General features: G+C 42.4%; 8 protein-coding genes and 1 pseudogene. All 9 read right to left on the reverse strand.

Annotated elements, in window-relative coordinates; all coding sequences use genetic code 11:
• Nucleotides 1-36: 36 nt before the first annotated feature.
• The gene (locus IR083_RS21710) at nt 37-1,188 is read right to left on the reverse strand and encodes an endo-1,4-beta-xylanase (RefSeq protein ID WP_194225896.1); all 1,152 of its coding nucleotides are present in this window, start codon (nt 1,186-1,188) and stop codon (nt 37-39) included.
• A gap of 34 nt (nt 1,189-1,222) precedes the next feature.
• A complete protein-coding gene (locus IR083_RS21715; RefSeq protein WP_006799063.1) occupies nt 1,223-2,632 on the reverse strand; it encodes an MFS transporter in 1,410 nt (469 codons plus the stop codon).
• Between the two features lie 29 nt (nt 2,633-2,661).
• Nucleotides 2,662-5,358 carry a glycoside hydrolase family 11 protein gene (locus tag IR083_RS21720; protein WP_194225897.1) on the reverse strand — a complete coding sequence of 899 codons (2,697 nt, stop codon included), beginning with the start codon at nt 5,356-5,358 and terminating at the stop codon, nt 2,662-2,664.
• 13 nt (nt 5,359-5,371) lie between these two features.
• Nucleotides 5,372-7,807 (reverse strand): glycosyl hydrolase 115 family protein, encoded by a 2,436-nt coding sequence (locus IR083_RS25035; RefSeq protein ID WP_410492896.1) that lies wholly within the window; start codon nt 7,805-7,807, stop codon nt 5,372-5,374.
• A gap of 48 nt (nt 7,808-7,855) precedes the next feature.
• Nucleotides 7,856-9,529 (reverse strand): annotated as a pseudogene (locus tag IR083_RS25040) (glycoside hydrolase family 43 protein); the annotation flags it as partial.
• A 102-nt stretch (nt 9,530-9,631) separates the two neighbouring features.
• On the reverse strand, nt 9,632-10,249 hold the full coding sequence (locus tag IR083_RS21730) for a hypothetical protein (RefSeq protein WP_194225899.1): 618 nt from the start codon (nt 10,247-10,249) through the stop codon (nt 9,632-9,634).
• Nucleotides 10,250-10,260: 11 nt separating this feature from the next.
• Nucleotides 10,261-11,754 (reverse strand): C10 family peptidase, encoded by a 1,494-nt coding sequence (locus IR083_RS21735; RefSeq protein ID WP_194225900.1) that lies wholly within the window; start codon nt 11,752-11,754, stop codon nt 10,261-10,263.
• Nucleotides 11,755-12,058: 304 nt separating this feature from the next.
• On the reverse strand, nt 12,059-14,758 hold the full coding sequence (galB, locus tag IR083_RS21740; RefSeq protein ID WP_194225901.1) for a beta-galactosidase GalB: 2,700 nt from the start codon (nt 14,756-14,758) through the stop codon (nt 12,059-12,061).
• Between the two features lie 66 nt (nt 14,759-14,824).
• Nucleotides 14,825-16,423, reverse strand: coding sequence for a glycoside hydrolase 43 family protein (locus IR083_RS21745; RefSeq protein ID WP_194225902.1), 1,599 nt, complete (start codon nt 16,421-16,423; stop codon nt 14,825-14,827).
• Nucleotides 16,424-16,477: the final 54 nt, after the last annotated feature.

The following is a 16,477-nucleotide window of genomic DNA, read 5'->3' on the forward strand; positions in this document are numbered from 1 at the left end:
TGAAATTTAATGATTTAATGTTTAAGTATTTAATAATTAATTGTTTGGTAAATTTGCCCCATCTGCCATATCTATGATTTCCTTAACCACAGCCTTTGCCTTGTATTGGCGGTCGAATAATAACGGATAATCGGTGCGTCCGCGTATCGGAAAATCGTTTTTCCACGAATCATTGTCTGTAACACCCCATAGGGTAATACGCGCAATCTTATCACTATTATCTAAAAACAGTTTGAAGTAATCACCCATCCGCTCAGTCCAGACTGCAGAAACAGAATCCGGTAAATTTGTTGTATAAGGATTCATTTCCCTGTGATATGCAATTGTATCCGAGATATTAGCTCCCGTGTTTCCCCATGGTGAAGGCAGTGCGCTCATATCCAGTTCGGTGATATGAACTTTTACGCCGGTAGCAGAATAGGCGTCTAAGGCTGTTTTATATTCTTCCAGATTTGGATAATTCATCCCTATATGTCCCTGCATCCCCACACCGTCTATGCGAAGTCCTTTTTCTTTCAGCGAATTTACGAGTTTTACAATCGCATCACGCTTTCCTGCCTGCCACTCGTTATAATCGTTGTAGTAAAGCTCCGCATCGGGGTCAGCAGCATGAGCAAATTCGAAGGCGAGAGGTATAAAATCTTCACCTATGATTTTATAGAATCTGCTGTCGCGCCACGAGCCGTCATCGAGGATGGCTTCATTTACCACGTCCCAGCCTTTAATACGTCCTTTGTAGCGGCCGACAACAGTTGTTATATGATTTTTCATACGTTCAGTCAGTACTTCTTTCGAAACGTCTTTTCCTTTATCATCGGTAAAGAACCAAGCCGGAGCCTGTGAATGCCATATCAGTGTATGCCCGATGATAAACATATTATTTTGCTCGCCGAATTCTACAAATTTATCGGCATCCTTAAAGTTGAATTCACCTTCTTTCGGTTGTAAGAACATACTCTTCATACAGTTTTCGGCAACGATGGAATTGAACTGCTCCTTTACAATCTTTACGGCAGCAGAGTCTTTTCCCCAGATCTGGTTTGTATTAAGGGCGGTTCCGATCAGAAATTTGTCCTTGACCGCCTCTCTTAGAGAGGGCTCTTTTACTTCATTCTCTTTCCTATGTGGCGAACAGCTTACAATAGCGAACGCAATGCAAAGAGAGAGAACGGGTGTCAGTACTTTCATGATTTCTTTTGTTTTTATTTAAACGATATTTTATTTATTTCTTATTTAAATGCTTTTCTTCAATTTCCATATTTATTTTGTCAATCACGTTGTCTTCCAGTTTATATCTTGAAATAATAAACATCGCCAGAATGAGCAGCATCGCAGGTATTACGGCAACCAACCATAAAATGCCCTGTTGAGCAAGAGCAGATTGCGATACGGCGTTATCTTTGTCAAAACCGACGAATCCCAGTAATATATTGGGAATAAAGAGGCCGATAGCCATCCCCAGTTGAAAAACAATTCCGATAATAGCATTTACCGTACCCGAAATACGCCGGCCTGTAGTATATTCTCCGTAAGTGATTACTTCGGGAACCAGCGCCCACATATAACCTGTAGCGACAATGATGCCTGTGGATTTAATAAATTGCGCCACCATTATGATCCAGATTTGCGAGCGAAGCGCGGGAACTATCGATACAACATAGAGCAAAGCCATTCCGAGAACAGCGACAGACAGAAATACATAAAACATTTGTTTTTTACCAATCGCCTTTTTAATGGCAGGGACCAACGGCATAAAGATGAATGCCGGTAGAAAGCCTATTCCCTGGAACCAACCCGTGTAATTAGAAGCCTGTACATTGTATGTCATGTAATAAGCCCCTGCCGCATTGTAGATTGACATCAAGGCAAAAGCCGTAAAAACAAATAAAGCCACAATGCGCAACTGGCTGTTCCTGATAAATTCCATCCATAGATCGGAGATTTTTACTTCCGACGTTTTATCGGCTTCCATTACTATACGTTCTTTGCTTTGGGTGAAACAGAAAATCAATAAAGCCAAACCGATTAAGGCCAGTATAGTCATGGTGATAAACCATGCATGGGCATCGCCCGAGGTATTGTATGTCCGGGTAGGAGAGAGCGATTGCACGATTGTCGGGATACCGAAAGCCACAGTAAATCCGCCCAGGTTGGCAAGCACCATGCGGGTAGAGGTAAGCTTGGTCATTTCATCCCCGTCACGGGTAAGCGAAGCGAACAGTGCTCCGTAAGGCAGACTGACCACCGTGTAGAGCAGGCATAGCCCTATATAAGTGACAAAAGCATACACTGTCGATCCGGGAAAACCGTTCCAAAAACAGAGGACGGCAAATGCCATGAGCGGAACGCCGCCAATAATCAGATAAGAACGGTACTTTCCCCATTTGGGGTTATGCTTATCTACAAATGCGCCCAACGCCATAGACCCGAATATATTTATGACAGGCGGTATAAACACCATTACCGCCACGGTTTCCGGACGTAATCCGACAACAGTGGTATAAAAAATGGAAACATATTGCATCACCGTCTGGAATACCAGATTCTGTGCAAAATCTCCGCTACCGAAACCTATTCGTTGCAGCCACGACAGCTTGTAAAAACCTTTAGTCTCACTTATATTCACGTTCATAATTATTTATTTTATTGATATTGTTAGATTTATTCTGCGAAATCCCTGGCCGTATCCGGCGGCGATACGGATAGTTTTTCATTATTTTCCGGGCTGGTACCTATCGTGGTGTCGCCAACGGTCAGTGTATGCCTGTACACATTGGCTGTACCGCTACTCTGATAGCCTTCGACACATAGTGCAACCTCATACATTTTCCCCAGTTTCATACCCAGTTTTTCCCAAGCCCTGAAATGCTCGCTGACGGAAATGATGCCTTCGGTCTTCTTATCGGCGCGAACACTCCAGTATTGCTGGAAAGTAGTGTAGCCATTGATTGAGGGTTGTTCTACACGCGTAGTTTCATAGATGTCATACGTGCCGCCGTCTATTTCAACTGTCCCTTTAGATAGTGATCCGGGCGGACGCCAGTTGCCCCAAGACTCGACAATATAAAACTCCACAAGCGGATCGACCGACCAACCGTAAACGCATAGGTATGAATTGCCGATCGGCTGATAATCGCAACCGTAGTTGAGGGAAATATCGCCGGTTTCATCGTGAGTCTTCGTACAGTCAAATTTTCCCTGCGTTTTTGTGCAATCGAACTTCTTGCCTGTGCGGAACAGGACATTGTTGATATTGTTCCAGTAGCATTCGAATGCACCGTCTTCTTTCAGTATCATACCTACATCGCCTCTGTCGTACCAGAGTTCGTAATCGAACGCATCGTGTATTCCGGCTTTATTATCTGTAATAATGGTGTCAGGAACTGCCGTCACTTTCTTTAAATCTCTATTAAATCCCCCTGTATGGGAAATAATATCTGGTTGTGCTGCTGTAAACGGAGATGCCGGTAACCCTTCTTTATTTCTGAGGTTCGCTCCTTCGGGATTATCCGCCCATGCATATCTTACCAATACGGGATTTTGTATCTGATTGCTCCATACTTTTACCTGATTCTTATTTAAAATAGCGGCTTCCGCCCATACATACTTTTTATCTGCTCCGGCAATAGTAAAGCCATTGATTATGCTGTTGGAATACAAGCCTTCACCTACAGAATCGAATGTGAGGATGATCGTATTTCCTTCGCTCTGCATATTTTTTAACTGAGGTCCTGTACTGACAATGTTCTCACCATAGGCTACCCGCATTGCTTCCAGTGCCAGCCGGCGGGCAACATCTTTTTTGTTTAAAGGATGGATATCGTTCCATTCTCCGCAGCCTAGTGTTACAGCCATGCCTGTATAAGGTAAGAGCAGAGCCTGACGCTGAGCTTCCCTGAGTTCGGCCATTCCACTTTCGGCAGGTTGCTTCCAAGGTTTGTTCAGTTCGGGAAGTTGTGCATATATAAAAGGTAACTGCGGCTCAGCCCTTTGTTCTCTCCAATCATTGATAAGGTCAGGGAATAAAGTTTTGTATTCCTTTGCCCTGCCTGTATTGGATTCTCCCTGATACCACAATATCCCTTTTACTTTATAATTTGTTGCGGGCGCAATCATCCCGTTATACAATCCCATCGGTTTGTACTGGAAAAATATATTTGGCGGGGAAGGCGGCAATAGAGTACCGATCAGGTATTTCCACTCTCCGGTAAGATCTGTCTGCTTATTACCTATGATTACTTTATAGGGTTTGTCTTCTTTTATACCTCCCCATTCATTTGTTACTATTCTTATTGCAACAGTGTTTTTACCGGCAATTAATGTTCCTCCCGGGATCTGGTATATACGGGGCGGATACTGATAACCTGTTGTTCCCACAAATGTTCCGTTTACAAAGGCGGAATCGGAATCGATGATATATCCCAGTCGCAGGGTAGCTGGTTTTCCTTCATCCTCTTTTACCACCTCAAACTCTTTCCGAAGCCAAATAACTGCGTTTTTCACATCCATGCCTTTATCCTTCCATAATCCCGGCAGATAAAAGTCGTTCCATCCCGATGTATCGATATTCTTTTTGTGCCATTTTCCAATACCTTTGTCTGTCTTTATCATTGCCGAGTACCATTCATTACTTGCCTGTTGTTCCTCTTTTTTTGTTTCTTCAATAAAGCCCGGTGCTGCACATTTTTTTGCTTCGGCTTCAAGGGCAGGATAGTTTTTTAATGTATTGGCACTGATCCAGGCCTCGGCAGGTGATCCGCCGATTGCAGTATTGATAATTCCAACAGGTATTTTATATTTATCATAAAGTTCTTTTGCAAAAAAGTAGGCAACAGCCGAAAAATCGAGGATATTCTCCTGTGTGGCAAATTTCCAGTTCCCTCCCTGATAGTCTGTCTCTTTTCCGCTGAAATTATAATACATCGGCACTCTGAATAGCCGTATCATCGGGTTATTTACCTGCTTTACTTCATCTGCATACAAATCGAGGGTGCGGCGTATTGGCAGTTCCATATTCGATTGACCCGAACAGAGCCATACATCACCTATCAGAACATCTTTTATTGTGATTTCATTGATATTTATTGTGTATGGTCCTCCGGCAGTTTGTGCAGGTAATACAATTCTCCAGTCACCTTTTTTATCGGCTTTTGTCCGGTATGTTTTATCCATGAATTTTATAGTGACAGATTCTTTCGGAGAGGCCCATCCCCACAGTTGCAGGGGAGTATCCCGCTGCAAAATCATCCCGTCGCTTATCAGGCGCGGCAGTTTTATTGCGGATTGGACGGCTGATACCGATACTGCTAATATAAATAGGAATATTGTCCTGTATAATGATGTATTAATAGATCTCATTTTTGTAATATCTTTATTTTAAATCGCTTTGTGGCGCGCCTAAATAGCTCGGTTTCAGACATCCCGTATCCAGCATTATTTTTTGAAAAACGATACCCGGTTCAAGAGGACGGATACGGATCGTGTGAATACCTTCTTTATCAATATTATGGATGGTAGAAGTTTCTATGATCTGTTCGGCCTGCCATTGTCCCAGTTCGCCTTTATAATGTCCGTTTATATTTACTATTTGTTCCTCCCCGCCATTTAAGGAGACTGCATAGCGTAATCCTTTATTGGCATTGAAATTCAATGTCGGGGATGTAAGGACTATCAATCTGGCTTTTCCTTTTGTTTTCAGATCGGCTTTATATTCCAAATAAACGTCTTTACCGGGGTTTTCGGTAACAGGCGTAGTTGTTACACCCGATACGGTTTTTCCTAAATCGGGAATAATAACCCATGACACTTTAGCCCCGTTGTTGGCTGTTGTGTGGTTTTCGGCTTCGATCGATACATAGCCGTCCGCTTCGGCGAATATCTTTTCTTTATGTATCATTGTTTGCATAATGTATTCTACTTTGGGCATCACTCTCTTTTCAGGTTGCTGCCAACTGGTATAACCGATACGTATCTGGTCCATCATATGCGACCATTTTCCTCCGGCTATGTCATTATTATAATGCATTGTGAGTATGGAATCCCTTGCGAAACACTCTTTTGCTTTATCCGCCCAATAGTTTGCCTGTATATCCATTTTAGCAGCATAGTGTCTGTTCCTGGCCACCGCATAGTACATTTCGTACAGATTGGAGCAAGCGTTTACCGGGAACAAAACCAACTGGTCGAAGGCATCCTTATATTCATTTGGCATCAGATAATATAGGCGCATGGCATCCACTACCAGATTACGATAATCGCTTACGACCGTTTCGAATTCGTTGTAATTTTCGAGACTGTATGTATTCTCATTCAGCAGTTCGGGTGTAACCCTGCGGTTATATTTCGTATAAAGATTTATCAGACGGGCAGACTCTTTTGCATATTTTTCCCCGAATTGCCGGGCGCACCATTCTTCGGTATGAAGCAGCAGGTTATCCGCATTAAATCTATCGGGATTCCAGGCCATATCGAGGAAAAAAGAGATGGGATACTCCATCGGTTTCAGGTCGCCGACATTCACCACCCATATTTTATCCACTCCGTATTGGTATGTGAGGTTCATCTGTTCCCAAATGCGTTGTACCTGACTGACATTTATCCATTTGTAATTACGCGGGCCTCCTACATAGTCGAAATGGTAATACATTCCGTATCCTCCTTTGCGTAGTTTTGCGTTAAGGTCGGGAAGTTTGCGGACATTGCCCCAATTGTCGTCACAAAGTAGCAATGTAATGTCGTCAGGTACACGCATCCCCTTGTCATAATAATCCTGAACCTCTTTATACAAAGCCCATACCTGAGGAGTTTCCTCTGCCTTTTTACCTGTAACTTCTGATATTATCTTGCGCTGGTCTTTTACGATTTTTTGCAGTAATGCGATATCACTCTCCTCGCTCATCGGTTCATCCCCATCGCCACGCATGCCTACGGTTACTACCGTTTCGTAGTTTTTCATGCGTTCCATTCCTCCTTTCCAGAAGTTCTGTAGGGCCTTCGGGTTCTTATTATAGTTCCATGCACCTTGCCCGTAACGTTTCCATTCAGAGTGGGCGCGTCCCATCGGTTCGTGGTGCGATGTACTTATCACGATGCCATATTCGTCCGCCAATTGTCCGTTGAGAGGGTCATCATCGAAAAACGCATTTCCCCACATAGCCGGCCAGAGAAAGTTCCCTTTAAGGCGTAAAATTAATTCGAACATGTGTTTATACATCTTCGAGTTGACACCGCCGAATTTCTCGATGCACCAACCCTGAAATGCGGGCGCTTCGTCATTGATGAAAATACCCCGGTATTTTACGGCCGGTTCGCCGTCGGTATATTTTCCCGGCTTTATATACAGATTTGTCTGGTGTTCGACAGGGACGTCCGCCCACCAATACCATGGCGATACGCCGATTTGTGCTGAAAGTTCATAAATACCGTAGATTGTTCCCCGCTTATCACTCCCGGCAATAATCAGTGCTTTTTGTATATCTCCGGTCGGATTATCGATAGTTTGTATCACATACTTTTCATTTTTTCCGGCCAGTTCGTTCTTATCTATCTTGCCGTCTCTGAACAGTTTGTCGATGATGGCCGATTTTCCTGCCGTTCCGATAATAATCGCCGTTTTGCCGGAAACAGACGGGAGATTCCCGGAAACTTTCCTGAAATCATCTTTCAGGTCGCCGACCGCGCGGATCACACCCGCATAGTCGTTAACATCGGAAATTATCTGGACAGGCTTGCCGTTTTCGACCAGAGAAAGATATTCTTGCCCGGCAGAAGGAAACACAAATCTTTCTACACCGAAAGGGTTCGCAATATCCTTTGCCGGCAATTTTCTGTCATCGACAGGAGTAGTGTCATTATAAACATAACAACCGATTATTGTACCTGTAAATCCGCCTGCCGACTGTGTACTGAGATTTTTTGCGTCAACATCTTCTGCTATCGTTTCCCAGCTTTCTCCATCATCGAATGAATAGAGGAACGAATATTTATCTTTTTTGCCTTCTACCTTCAAGGTTACTGCTTTTTTGGCTGTACCGTCTGGAATTTCAGTTTTCGCTATGGTTTTCACATCCCCCTCAGCACGTTTCAATACAAGATAATACTTGCCGTTCCCGTCAATGGTTTTTCCGAAAACAAAATTATGTTTCTCCCGCTGATAACAAACCAGGCCTGCAATATCCCCTTCATTATCCGGTAAATAATCCATTTTTATCTGCACCGAAAAAGTTAAATGCTGTTGGCGGATACCTGTAAAAGCCGGTTGATTCGGTTCATAGATCGTGCTTCCGGTAGAACTGAGTGTAAGCATTCCGTTAGCGATTTTCCACCATTTATCTTCAGGTGGAGTACGCAGCATCAAATAGCGGTCATCGAGCTTTTCGTCGTCGAAATCGTCTTTCCATGTAAAATTACCTTTATAACTTTCTGCATTCGGCTGGAGATTCGCCTTGTTTACAATGTAAGGAATTTCCTCGTTCGCTTTCAAAATCACCGGATATCCGTCAACCCATGTCACAGGCAGCATAAATGTTTCTCTACCTGTATTGTAATAATTGCCTTCGTATGGGCGGCAGGCAAGAAAAACAGCGTACCAGTCGCCTTCTGCTGTTTGTATAAGGTCGGCATGCCCGGCGGAAGTCACCGGATTCTTACGGTTTTCCGGTAAGTCGCGCTGGGTGAGAATCGGATTGTTTTTCCAAGGGATATAAGGACCAAAAATACTTTCGGAGCGGAAAACGACCTCTGAATGCTGAACACTGGTACCTCCTTCGGCACATAGGAGATAATAATAACCATTGATTTTGTATAAATGCGGCGCTTCTATCCACACCGGATGTTTGGCTTTATCCGTACCTCCGTCTACAATCATTTTCTTCTCACCGAAAATAGAGTCGCCCTCAACACTAAACTGCCGCAGCCAAATAGACCTGTGCCCGTCCCATTCGGGTTTCCCGTCCGGTTCGTCGTTATGGACGATATAAGCCTTTCCGTCTTCATCGAAAAAAATATCGGGATCGATACCTCCAAAATGCAGGGGAACAGGTTCACTCCAGTTATTTTCTTTCGGGTTCTTGGTTTTCACGATAAAATTGCCGATCCCGTCAGTACAGGTAGTAATGAGATAAAAAGTATCATTGTATTTATTGTAGCGGATTGTAGGAGCATAGATTCCTCCACTGAGCCGGATTCCGGCTTTAAGTTGCAACTGCGAAGGACGATTCAGCACATTGCCGATCTGCACCCAGTTTACCAGGTCGGTACTGTGAAATATCGGGATACCCGGATAGTATGAAAACGTTGAGGTTACCAGATAGTAATCCGAACCCTTGCGACAGATACTCGGATCGGGATAAAAACCGCTGAGAACCGGATTGAAATACTGGTTCCGGTCGTTTATAGCCTGTGCGAAACAGGCATCCTGTCCCTTGTATTGAAAATAGTGAAAATCTGCTGTCTGGCTATTTCCGCTGTGGGGAAAGGCTATAATCAGTATTAACATTGCCAAACAGGTGTACAAGTCTTTTGTTCTCATAAATATAGTCGGATTATTATGATTTCGTCAACTATTCTTATTCCGGCTCTGCGGCTACACGTATAAACATGCATGCCGTAAAGAGTTGGGAGGTATGTAAAATTAGTCATTTAGTATTATAGTAGCTATATAACATCCGCTTGTATATCTCTCTTTAGAGAATTGGGGAATTATCTCATTACCATTAAACTCTATGCGGTAACATTTAGCAAATGTTTGACCTGATGATTTTACCTTTGGAATATCCCAATAGGTAACAAATTCATGTACCGCTTCATCACCAAATACATAAGGGCATTTCAACTTGTAAGTGAGCATTTTCGCTTCGGGACAATCGTTTACCCATAAACTAAAATCATTATCCAAATAACGATAACCGTTATTATATCTCACCATTCCTAATATGGGACGGATAACGTCACTACCGGGAGTATTATAAATTTTATTATCCCAATTTTTACATGGTTCGGAAACAATAATATCCAGTACGTATAAATCATTCTTTACAATGCCTGACTGAGCCTGCTCTTCAGAAATAAAAGTCGAATCCAACCACCACTCTAGTCCAATCCCTTTTACCAAATCATTTCCGGAAGTATCCTGAAAACTTAAGCCAAAATTATAGGTAACAGTTTCCGGTTCATGGTCGGGAAAGAGAAAACAGGAAGAAAAATTCATTATCACAAATACTAATAAGCCTGATATTTTTAACGTTTTCATAGCATTTATATTTACGGTTTAGTAATATAGAAATTTTGCCTTGAATGTTGGTAATTGCCATTGCCTGAATTTACATCGTTGAAAGCAAACCAGGCATCGTTTTTTCCACCCCAACCCCAATTCATATGGAAATACAGATAAACTATTCCGCCTAATAAGCCCGGAGAATTGATTGAATTCCAACCCGGGGTGAAAACTCCGTTTCCATTAGGTTGCCACTCTGTAAAATATTCTATCTGATTAGTTGTTAATCTACGCGCGCCATCGCAAATCCAGTAATGGCTATTGCCGATATATTCGAGAGACCCGGGAAGAAAAGAAAGATTGGTAGCATTACCTCCCATAATAACAGGTCTTTTATAAGTAAGAAGTTGTTTTTCTACTGATTCGTAGTTATGACTGGCGCGAGTCACGTTATAGCCGAGAAGTCTAATACCACTTTCCATATCGCCGGGAGTCGCCCAAGAACCGAAAGAATCATAATGCACGTTCACAAAACCACCAACAAGTCTAACCAAAGCAGCTTGGTCTGAACCTGATTTTGGAGATACAGGAATATTGTTCCAGTTGAAGGTATAACCGTTCAGTGTGAATGTTGAAGGATATTGATAATACTTCATGACTTGAGCAACCGCTATGGCGCCACAACCGGCGGAGTGGCCGTCACACAAATCATTAAAAGGCGGATTTTGATGCCATTGGGTAGACAACAAAGGGCCAACCTGTTCGTTCTTATATATATTTCTCCAACCAACAACTGAACAATTAAATGGTGATTTATTAAATTCTGCGCCATAACATAAATCTTCATATACCCCAAAAAATCCGGCATCTTCAAATATCTGTTTAGTTTGAGATAATGGTAAAAAATTCCAATCTTCGCCCATATATTGCATTTGGAGCTCATCACATCGATTCCAACAAGCTATCTGTCCATTGCTGGCACTTTTGAGCCGTGCATCCTGTGCTTCCCGAGGTGAAGAAATATCTGCTGTTTCGTAACTTTTCCAGAGATTTTGCATTGCAGTCTTAATCGTGTCATTTAATGCATCACTTGTTTTGATTGCTTCTTTTGTTTCCTCCAACCAGTCGGATATACCATCCATGTCGGGTGTTATCTCAAAAGAATTTTTGTCCGAGTAGGCCAAAACCGGATAATAATTTTTTGTAGTTCCCATGATAACAAATCCCCCATCCGGATAATTTATAATATACATTAAAGGGTTGCTACTTTCTCTTAATGTTTCAACCAAAGCACTACCTTTCTGAGCTTTCAAACCACTTCTTGTTGAAACATTACCTTCGGTTAGCTTACTGAAAAACAAATCAGCAACCGCTGTGGCCTTGTCCAAAGAAACAAATGTTTCTTCATTAACTTGGTCTGAAACCTCTTGCGTTTTTGCAAACTCATAATCTAAATTTAAGTCATCTATTTCGCTACATGCAAATAGTAAAATCGCAGTACATAGTAAGGCTACTACTTTTGAAGAAAAGGTTGTTTTCATGCGTAAATAATTTAGTTAAAAGTGTCGTTTATAGCCTGTGCGAAACAGGCATCTTGTCCCTTGTATTGAAAATAGTGAAAATCTGCTGTCTGGCTATTTCCGGTGCGGGGAAAGGCTATTATTAGTATTAACATTGCCAAACAGGTGTACAAGTCTTTTGTTCTCATATCTAAATTACATTACTTATAATTTACAGTTCTACATGAAAGGCGCTAAAATTGTCAAGCATCGGGACGAATATGCCGCTTTTGTTTATACCGGTTTCCTGACTCTGAAGGTGCTGTTTCATGTTTTATTTTCCGGCCTACCGGCTGCTTATAATTACAGAACCACTATCAAGCCTTTCGCTCCTTGCTGTTAATTTCATCTCACCTTCTTTCCCTTTTTTTCCTCGTATAATTACCAGTGCAAGCCCCCCAAAAGCACTACGCTCTTTTGACGCGAATAAAATCATATCAGCAGGATTTCCATTGTCGGTAGCAACAATTTCTCCGGTTCCCGAAATTTCAAACCATATTTTATTGTCAGCGTTTGGAACAAGATTTCCGTCGCTGTCTAAAATTCTTACCGTAACAAACGAAATATCTTTACCATCGGCATCAATTACATTTCTGTCTGCAGAAAGCGCTATTTTTACAGGTATACCTGTGGTTTTCACTTCATGAATAGCCCATTGCTTACCGTCTTTGTAAGCGACAGCTTTCAATATGCCAGGCTCATAAACAACACTATCCCAACGTAATCGGTATTCAAACTTATCTTTTTTCTTCTTTCCCAGCGATTTTCCGTTCAGAAAAAGTTCGGCTTCGTCGCCCGAGGTGAAAATATGAACAGGCGTTATCTGCCCTGTCCTGCTTTCCCAATTCCAATGCGGTAAAATGTGAACTGTCGGTAACTCGGGACGCCAACGCGATTGATAGAGATAAAATCTATCTTTTTTAAAACCTGCCAAATCAATTATTCCGCAATAGGAGCTACGTGAGGAATAATAAGGTGTTGGTTCACCTAAATGGTCCCAACCTGTCCAGACAAACTCGCCTGCGACAAACGGATGATTGTCTTGCATAGCAAAAACCTTGTCGGCTGACGAACCAAAAGGAGAGGTATAAAGTTCATAAGCACTTACTTGCCTCAGTGTATCATTTCCACCCGAACCTTCGCTTACAGGCGCGCTATTTCCTGCGAATACCGGGAAAAAATATGTACCGCGCGAACTGAGTGCCGAGGCTGTTTCACTACTGACAATCATTTTGTCGGGAAATTTCTGATGAAAAGCAGGATAAAGCGGTGGTGTTCTTATCCCCTTCAGATGAGAATATGCCGCCGCATCTCGTATTCCTTCGCCTTGATAGTTAAGTGAAATAATATCCATCGTTTGCGGGAAAGGCATATCAGGTTTGGCAAAATTCATCGAAGCGGTTGTTGGTCGTGTACTATCTTCGTCTTTTACAAGAGCCGCTAATTTCCATGCGACAGCCGCACCCGATTCGTCTGTGTACTGTTCGCCCACTTCATTGCCAAAACTCCATGCAATAATGGAAGGGTGATTTTTATCTCTGCGAATAAAAGCGCGGATGTCCGCTTCATACCAGTCGGGGAAAATAAGGTGGAAGTCAAGTGGATTTTTACCTTTTTCCCAACAATCGAAAATTTCGTCAATTACCAGAAACCCCATTCTATCAGTTAGTTCAAGTAATTCAGGTGCAGGAGGATTATGGGCCAAACGAATAGCATTACATCCTAATTCGCGTAACATTTCCAACTGTCGTTCAGCTGCCCGAAGATTGAACGCTGCGCCTAAAGCACCCAAATCGTGGTGCTGATTTACACCTTGAATGCGAATCTTTTCACCATTTATCAAAAGCCCTTCTTTTGCATCGAACTTAATATCCCGGATGCCGAATCTTGTTTCGTATGTATCAATTAATTTATTGTTTATGAATAATCGGTTTACAGCCAGATACATATTTTGCTCCTGTTGTGGATATACCCCCCAAAGCAAAGGATTCTTGATATTTACGGTATTTCTGATTTTCGATTTTTCTCTTGCCTCGATAACGATATTTTGCTTCGGAAAAGTTGCAACTTTATTTCCTGATATTTTTAAGTTATTGTCCAACCGATAAATGTCGGTCAGGATTTCGACGTCTTGATTTTTTGTTGAGTTATTGTCTATATCAATGGAAATAGTTATTGTAGCGGATTTCTCCGAAATATTTTCGGTCTTGATGAATGTTCCCCAATGTGCTACATGAACAGGGCTTATCTTTACGAGCCAAACATTGCGATAGATGCCTGCACCCGGATACCAGCGTGAAGAATTTGTAGGATTATCCAGCCGGATGGCCAACTGATTATCTCCTTCAAAATTCACAAAAGGTGTAAGATTAAGGCGAAAAGAATTGTAACCGTAAGGCCAGCCTCCAACCAGATTCCCATTGAGCCAAACCATTGCGTAAGACATCGCTCCGTCAATGTCGAGGTAAATCTCTTTGCCTGAATCACTTTTCGGAATGTCGATTTTCCGTCGATACCAAGCGACACCCTGAACCGGTAATCTTCCCATTCCACCACCGACAATAGCATTTTCTTCGGTGTAAAAAGGTTTGTCAATTGCCCAATCGTGTGGCAAATCGATATATTGCCAGTTACTATCATTAAAATCGTTTTTAACGAATGGGAAATCTTTGCCCGGATTACCGTCGGGACGCTCATAATGTTTATTTTTGTCTTTTATAAATTCGTTTGCTGTTGGCAAGATATACATTTTCAATGATTTATTCGAAGCGTTTCCATGATTTTGCAAAGTGGCGCGAGTATCGGCATCCTTAACATCGTTTTTGTCAAAAACAGCCGGGCGCTCATCATAAATCAAGCTGTCGGGATTGTTTTCATAACGAAAGAAACGCCAACCTTCATTAATGTCGATCTTCTCCCTGTTTTGCCCGAAGGCAAAGGAAACAGAACAAATTAAAATTAAAACGAATACGGATTTTTTTCTCATTATCTTTTGTATTGTAAGTGATTACAGATATTTATCGTTTATTAATGCATCTTGTCTTATCATACACTATTTGTCATATTTTACCAAATGTCGAGTGCCATTCGCTTCTTTTGTCCGGTTTACGGTGATTTCCCTACTGATCCTGAAATAATCAAAATCTGCATATCCTCCGGTATTTTTTGTTGCGTAATTGTATAATCCGAAACGATAGCCCATAAAATGGTCCAATGTGTAACTCATCTTCAAAGGTTTTCCTGCCGAGAACCACTTCTCCCCGTCAAGACTGTAATAAAAGTATGCCAAATTGGTTTTCTCCCTGAAATCACAATCTACTTTAAAGTAAACTATTTTTTCCCCGAAGGGGATTTCTTCCTGCTCTACCGGTTTGCCCGACGAGGTATTGTTCATATATATAGATTTCCGGCTACCGCTCACCTTTATTCCTATTTGCCCGTAATGGCTTTGCAAAAGGCACAAACCGGCAAAGTCACCGTCTTGCATTCCTGAAACATCCATTTTGATCGTTCCCGAACAAACGGGGCCAATGGTGCGCTGTGTCAGTGTGTTTCGTGCTAATTCGAGATTATTGTCGAGGCGTCCTGTCGTCAGGCGCAAATAACCGTTTTCCACTTTCCACAATGTATTGTCCGGATTGTGATTCCACTGCCATACAAGTGGTAAGGCCCGGTCGCCTTCTTTCCTGTCAAATTCGTCCGAATTCACAATCCCGGGTATTAACCCTTTATTACCGGGTAAGCCGGACTCTTCAGAGGCCTTATCACCGATGCCGATTTTTGGAAATCCGCTTTCCCAATTCATCGGAAGAAGATAGGGGATTCGCCCTACGGCTCCGTAATCGCGGAAAAGGTAAGCAAACCATTCCCCACCAGGCGTTTCGATAATACCGCCCTGCGCTATCCCTGAATTTTGGAAAGCCAGGCGGCCCTCCCATTTTCCATTCAGGCTGTCTGCCCGGTGAACAACTTCCGTCCGCATCCCGCCGCGAGGCCATGTTATATTGAAAAGATAGTATTTTCCACCGTGCCTGAAAAGTTGCGAACCTTCTGCTCCCAAAGCGATATCGTTGCCTGCCGGCGCGCTCGCATTTTCGATCAAAACACGGTTTGTGCCGGGCTTTATTCCCGAAAAATCGGGTTCGAGTTCAGTAATGGATAATTTTCCATTTCCGTAAATCATATAAACCTTACCATCATCGTCAAACCAAAGCGTGTGATCGTGCAGGGAAGGTGTAAACGTCCGTGTTTCCCACGGGCCGTTTTCAATATCGTCAGTGATATAAATATAAGTTTTGTTGGTAGTCTGTGAAAAAGTGGTAATGTAAAATTTCCCGTTGTGATAACGGATGCAACTTGCCCATGAACCGCGCCCGTAAGCGTTTTTGCCGTTGGTAAGATTCATCGCGTCGATATTGGCTAAGGTATCATAAGCGTAATTTACTATTTCCCAATCAATCAAATTACTCGATTTCATTATCGGAACACCCGGTACCATGTGCATCGTTGTGCTGCTCATATAGTAAGTGTCGCCGACACGTACCATCGACATATCGGGAACATCGGCAAAGATAAGCGGATTCTTTGCAGACTGGGCATTGACGAGCAATACAAAAAATAAAAAGAGAATGCTTAGATCGAGTTTTTTCATGGTTCGCTTAAAAATGGGGCTGCTTTATTCACAGCCCCTTATTTATCACAGTTT

Origin of the sequence: Dysgonomonas sp. GY75 (genome assembly GCF_015234155.1) — a bacterium.
GTDB classification, from domain to species: Bacteria; Bacteroidota; Bacteroidia; order Bacteroidales; family Dysgonomonadaceae; genus Dysgonomonas; species Dysgonomonas gadei.

Excerpts from the sequence above, each read along its gene's own strand:
- IR083_RS21710 (WP_194225896.1), bottom strand. The coding sequence starts at position 1,188 with ATGAAAGTACTGACACCCGTTCTCTCTCTTTGCATTGCGTTCGCTATT.
- IR083_RS21715 (WP_006799063.1), bottom strand. The coding sequence starts at position 2,632 with ATGAACGTGAATATAAGTGAGACTAAAGGTTTTTACAAGCTGTCGTGG.
- IR083_RS21720 (WP_194225897.1), bottom strand. The coding sequence starts at position 5,358 with ATGAGATCTATTAATACATCATTATACAGGACAATATTCCTATTTATA.
- IR083_RS21730 (WP_194225899.1), bottom strand. The coding sequence starts at position 10,249 with ATGAAAACGTTAAAAATATCAGGCTTATTAGTATTTGTGATAATGAAT.
- IR083_RS21735 (WP_194225900.1), bottom strand. The coding sequence starts at position 11,754 with ATGAAAACAACCTTTTCTTCAAAAGTAGTAGCCTTACTATGTACTGCG.
- galB (WP_194225901.1), bottom strand. The coding sequence starts at position 14,758 with ATGAGAAAAAAATCCGTATTCGTTTTAATTTTAATTTGTTCTGTTTCC.
- IR083_RS21745 (WP_194225902.1), bottom strand. The coding sequence starts at position 16,423 with ATGAAAAAACTCGATCTAAGCATTCTCTTTTTATTTTTTGTATTGCTC.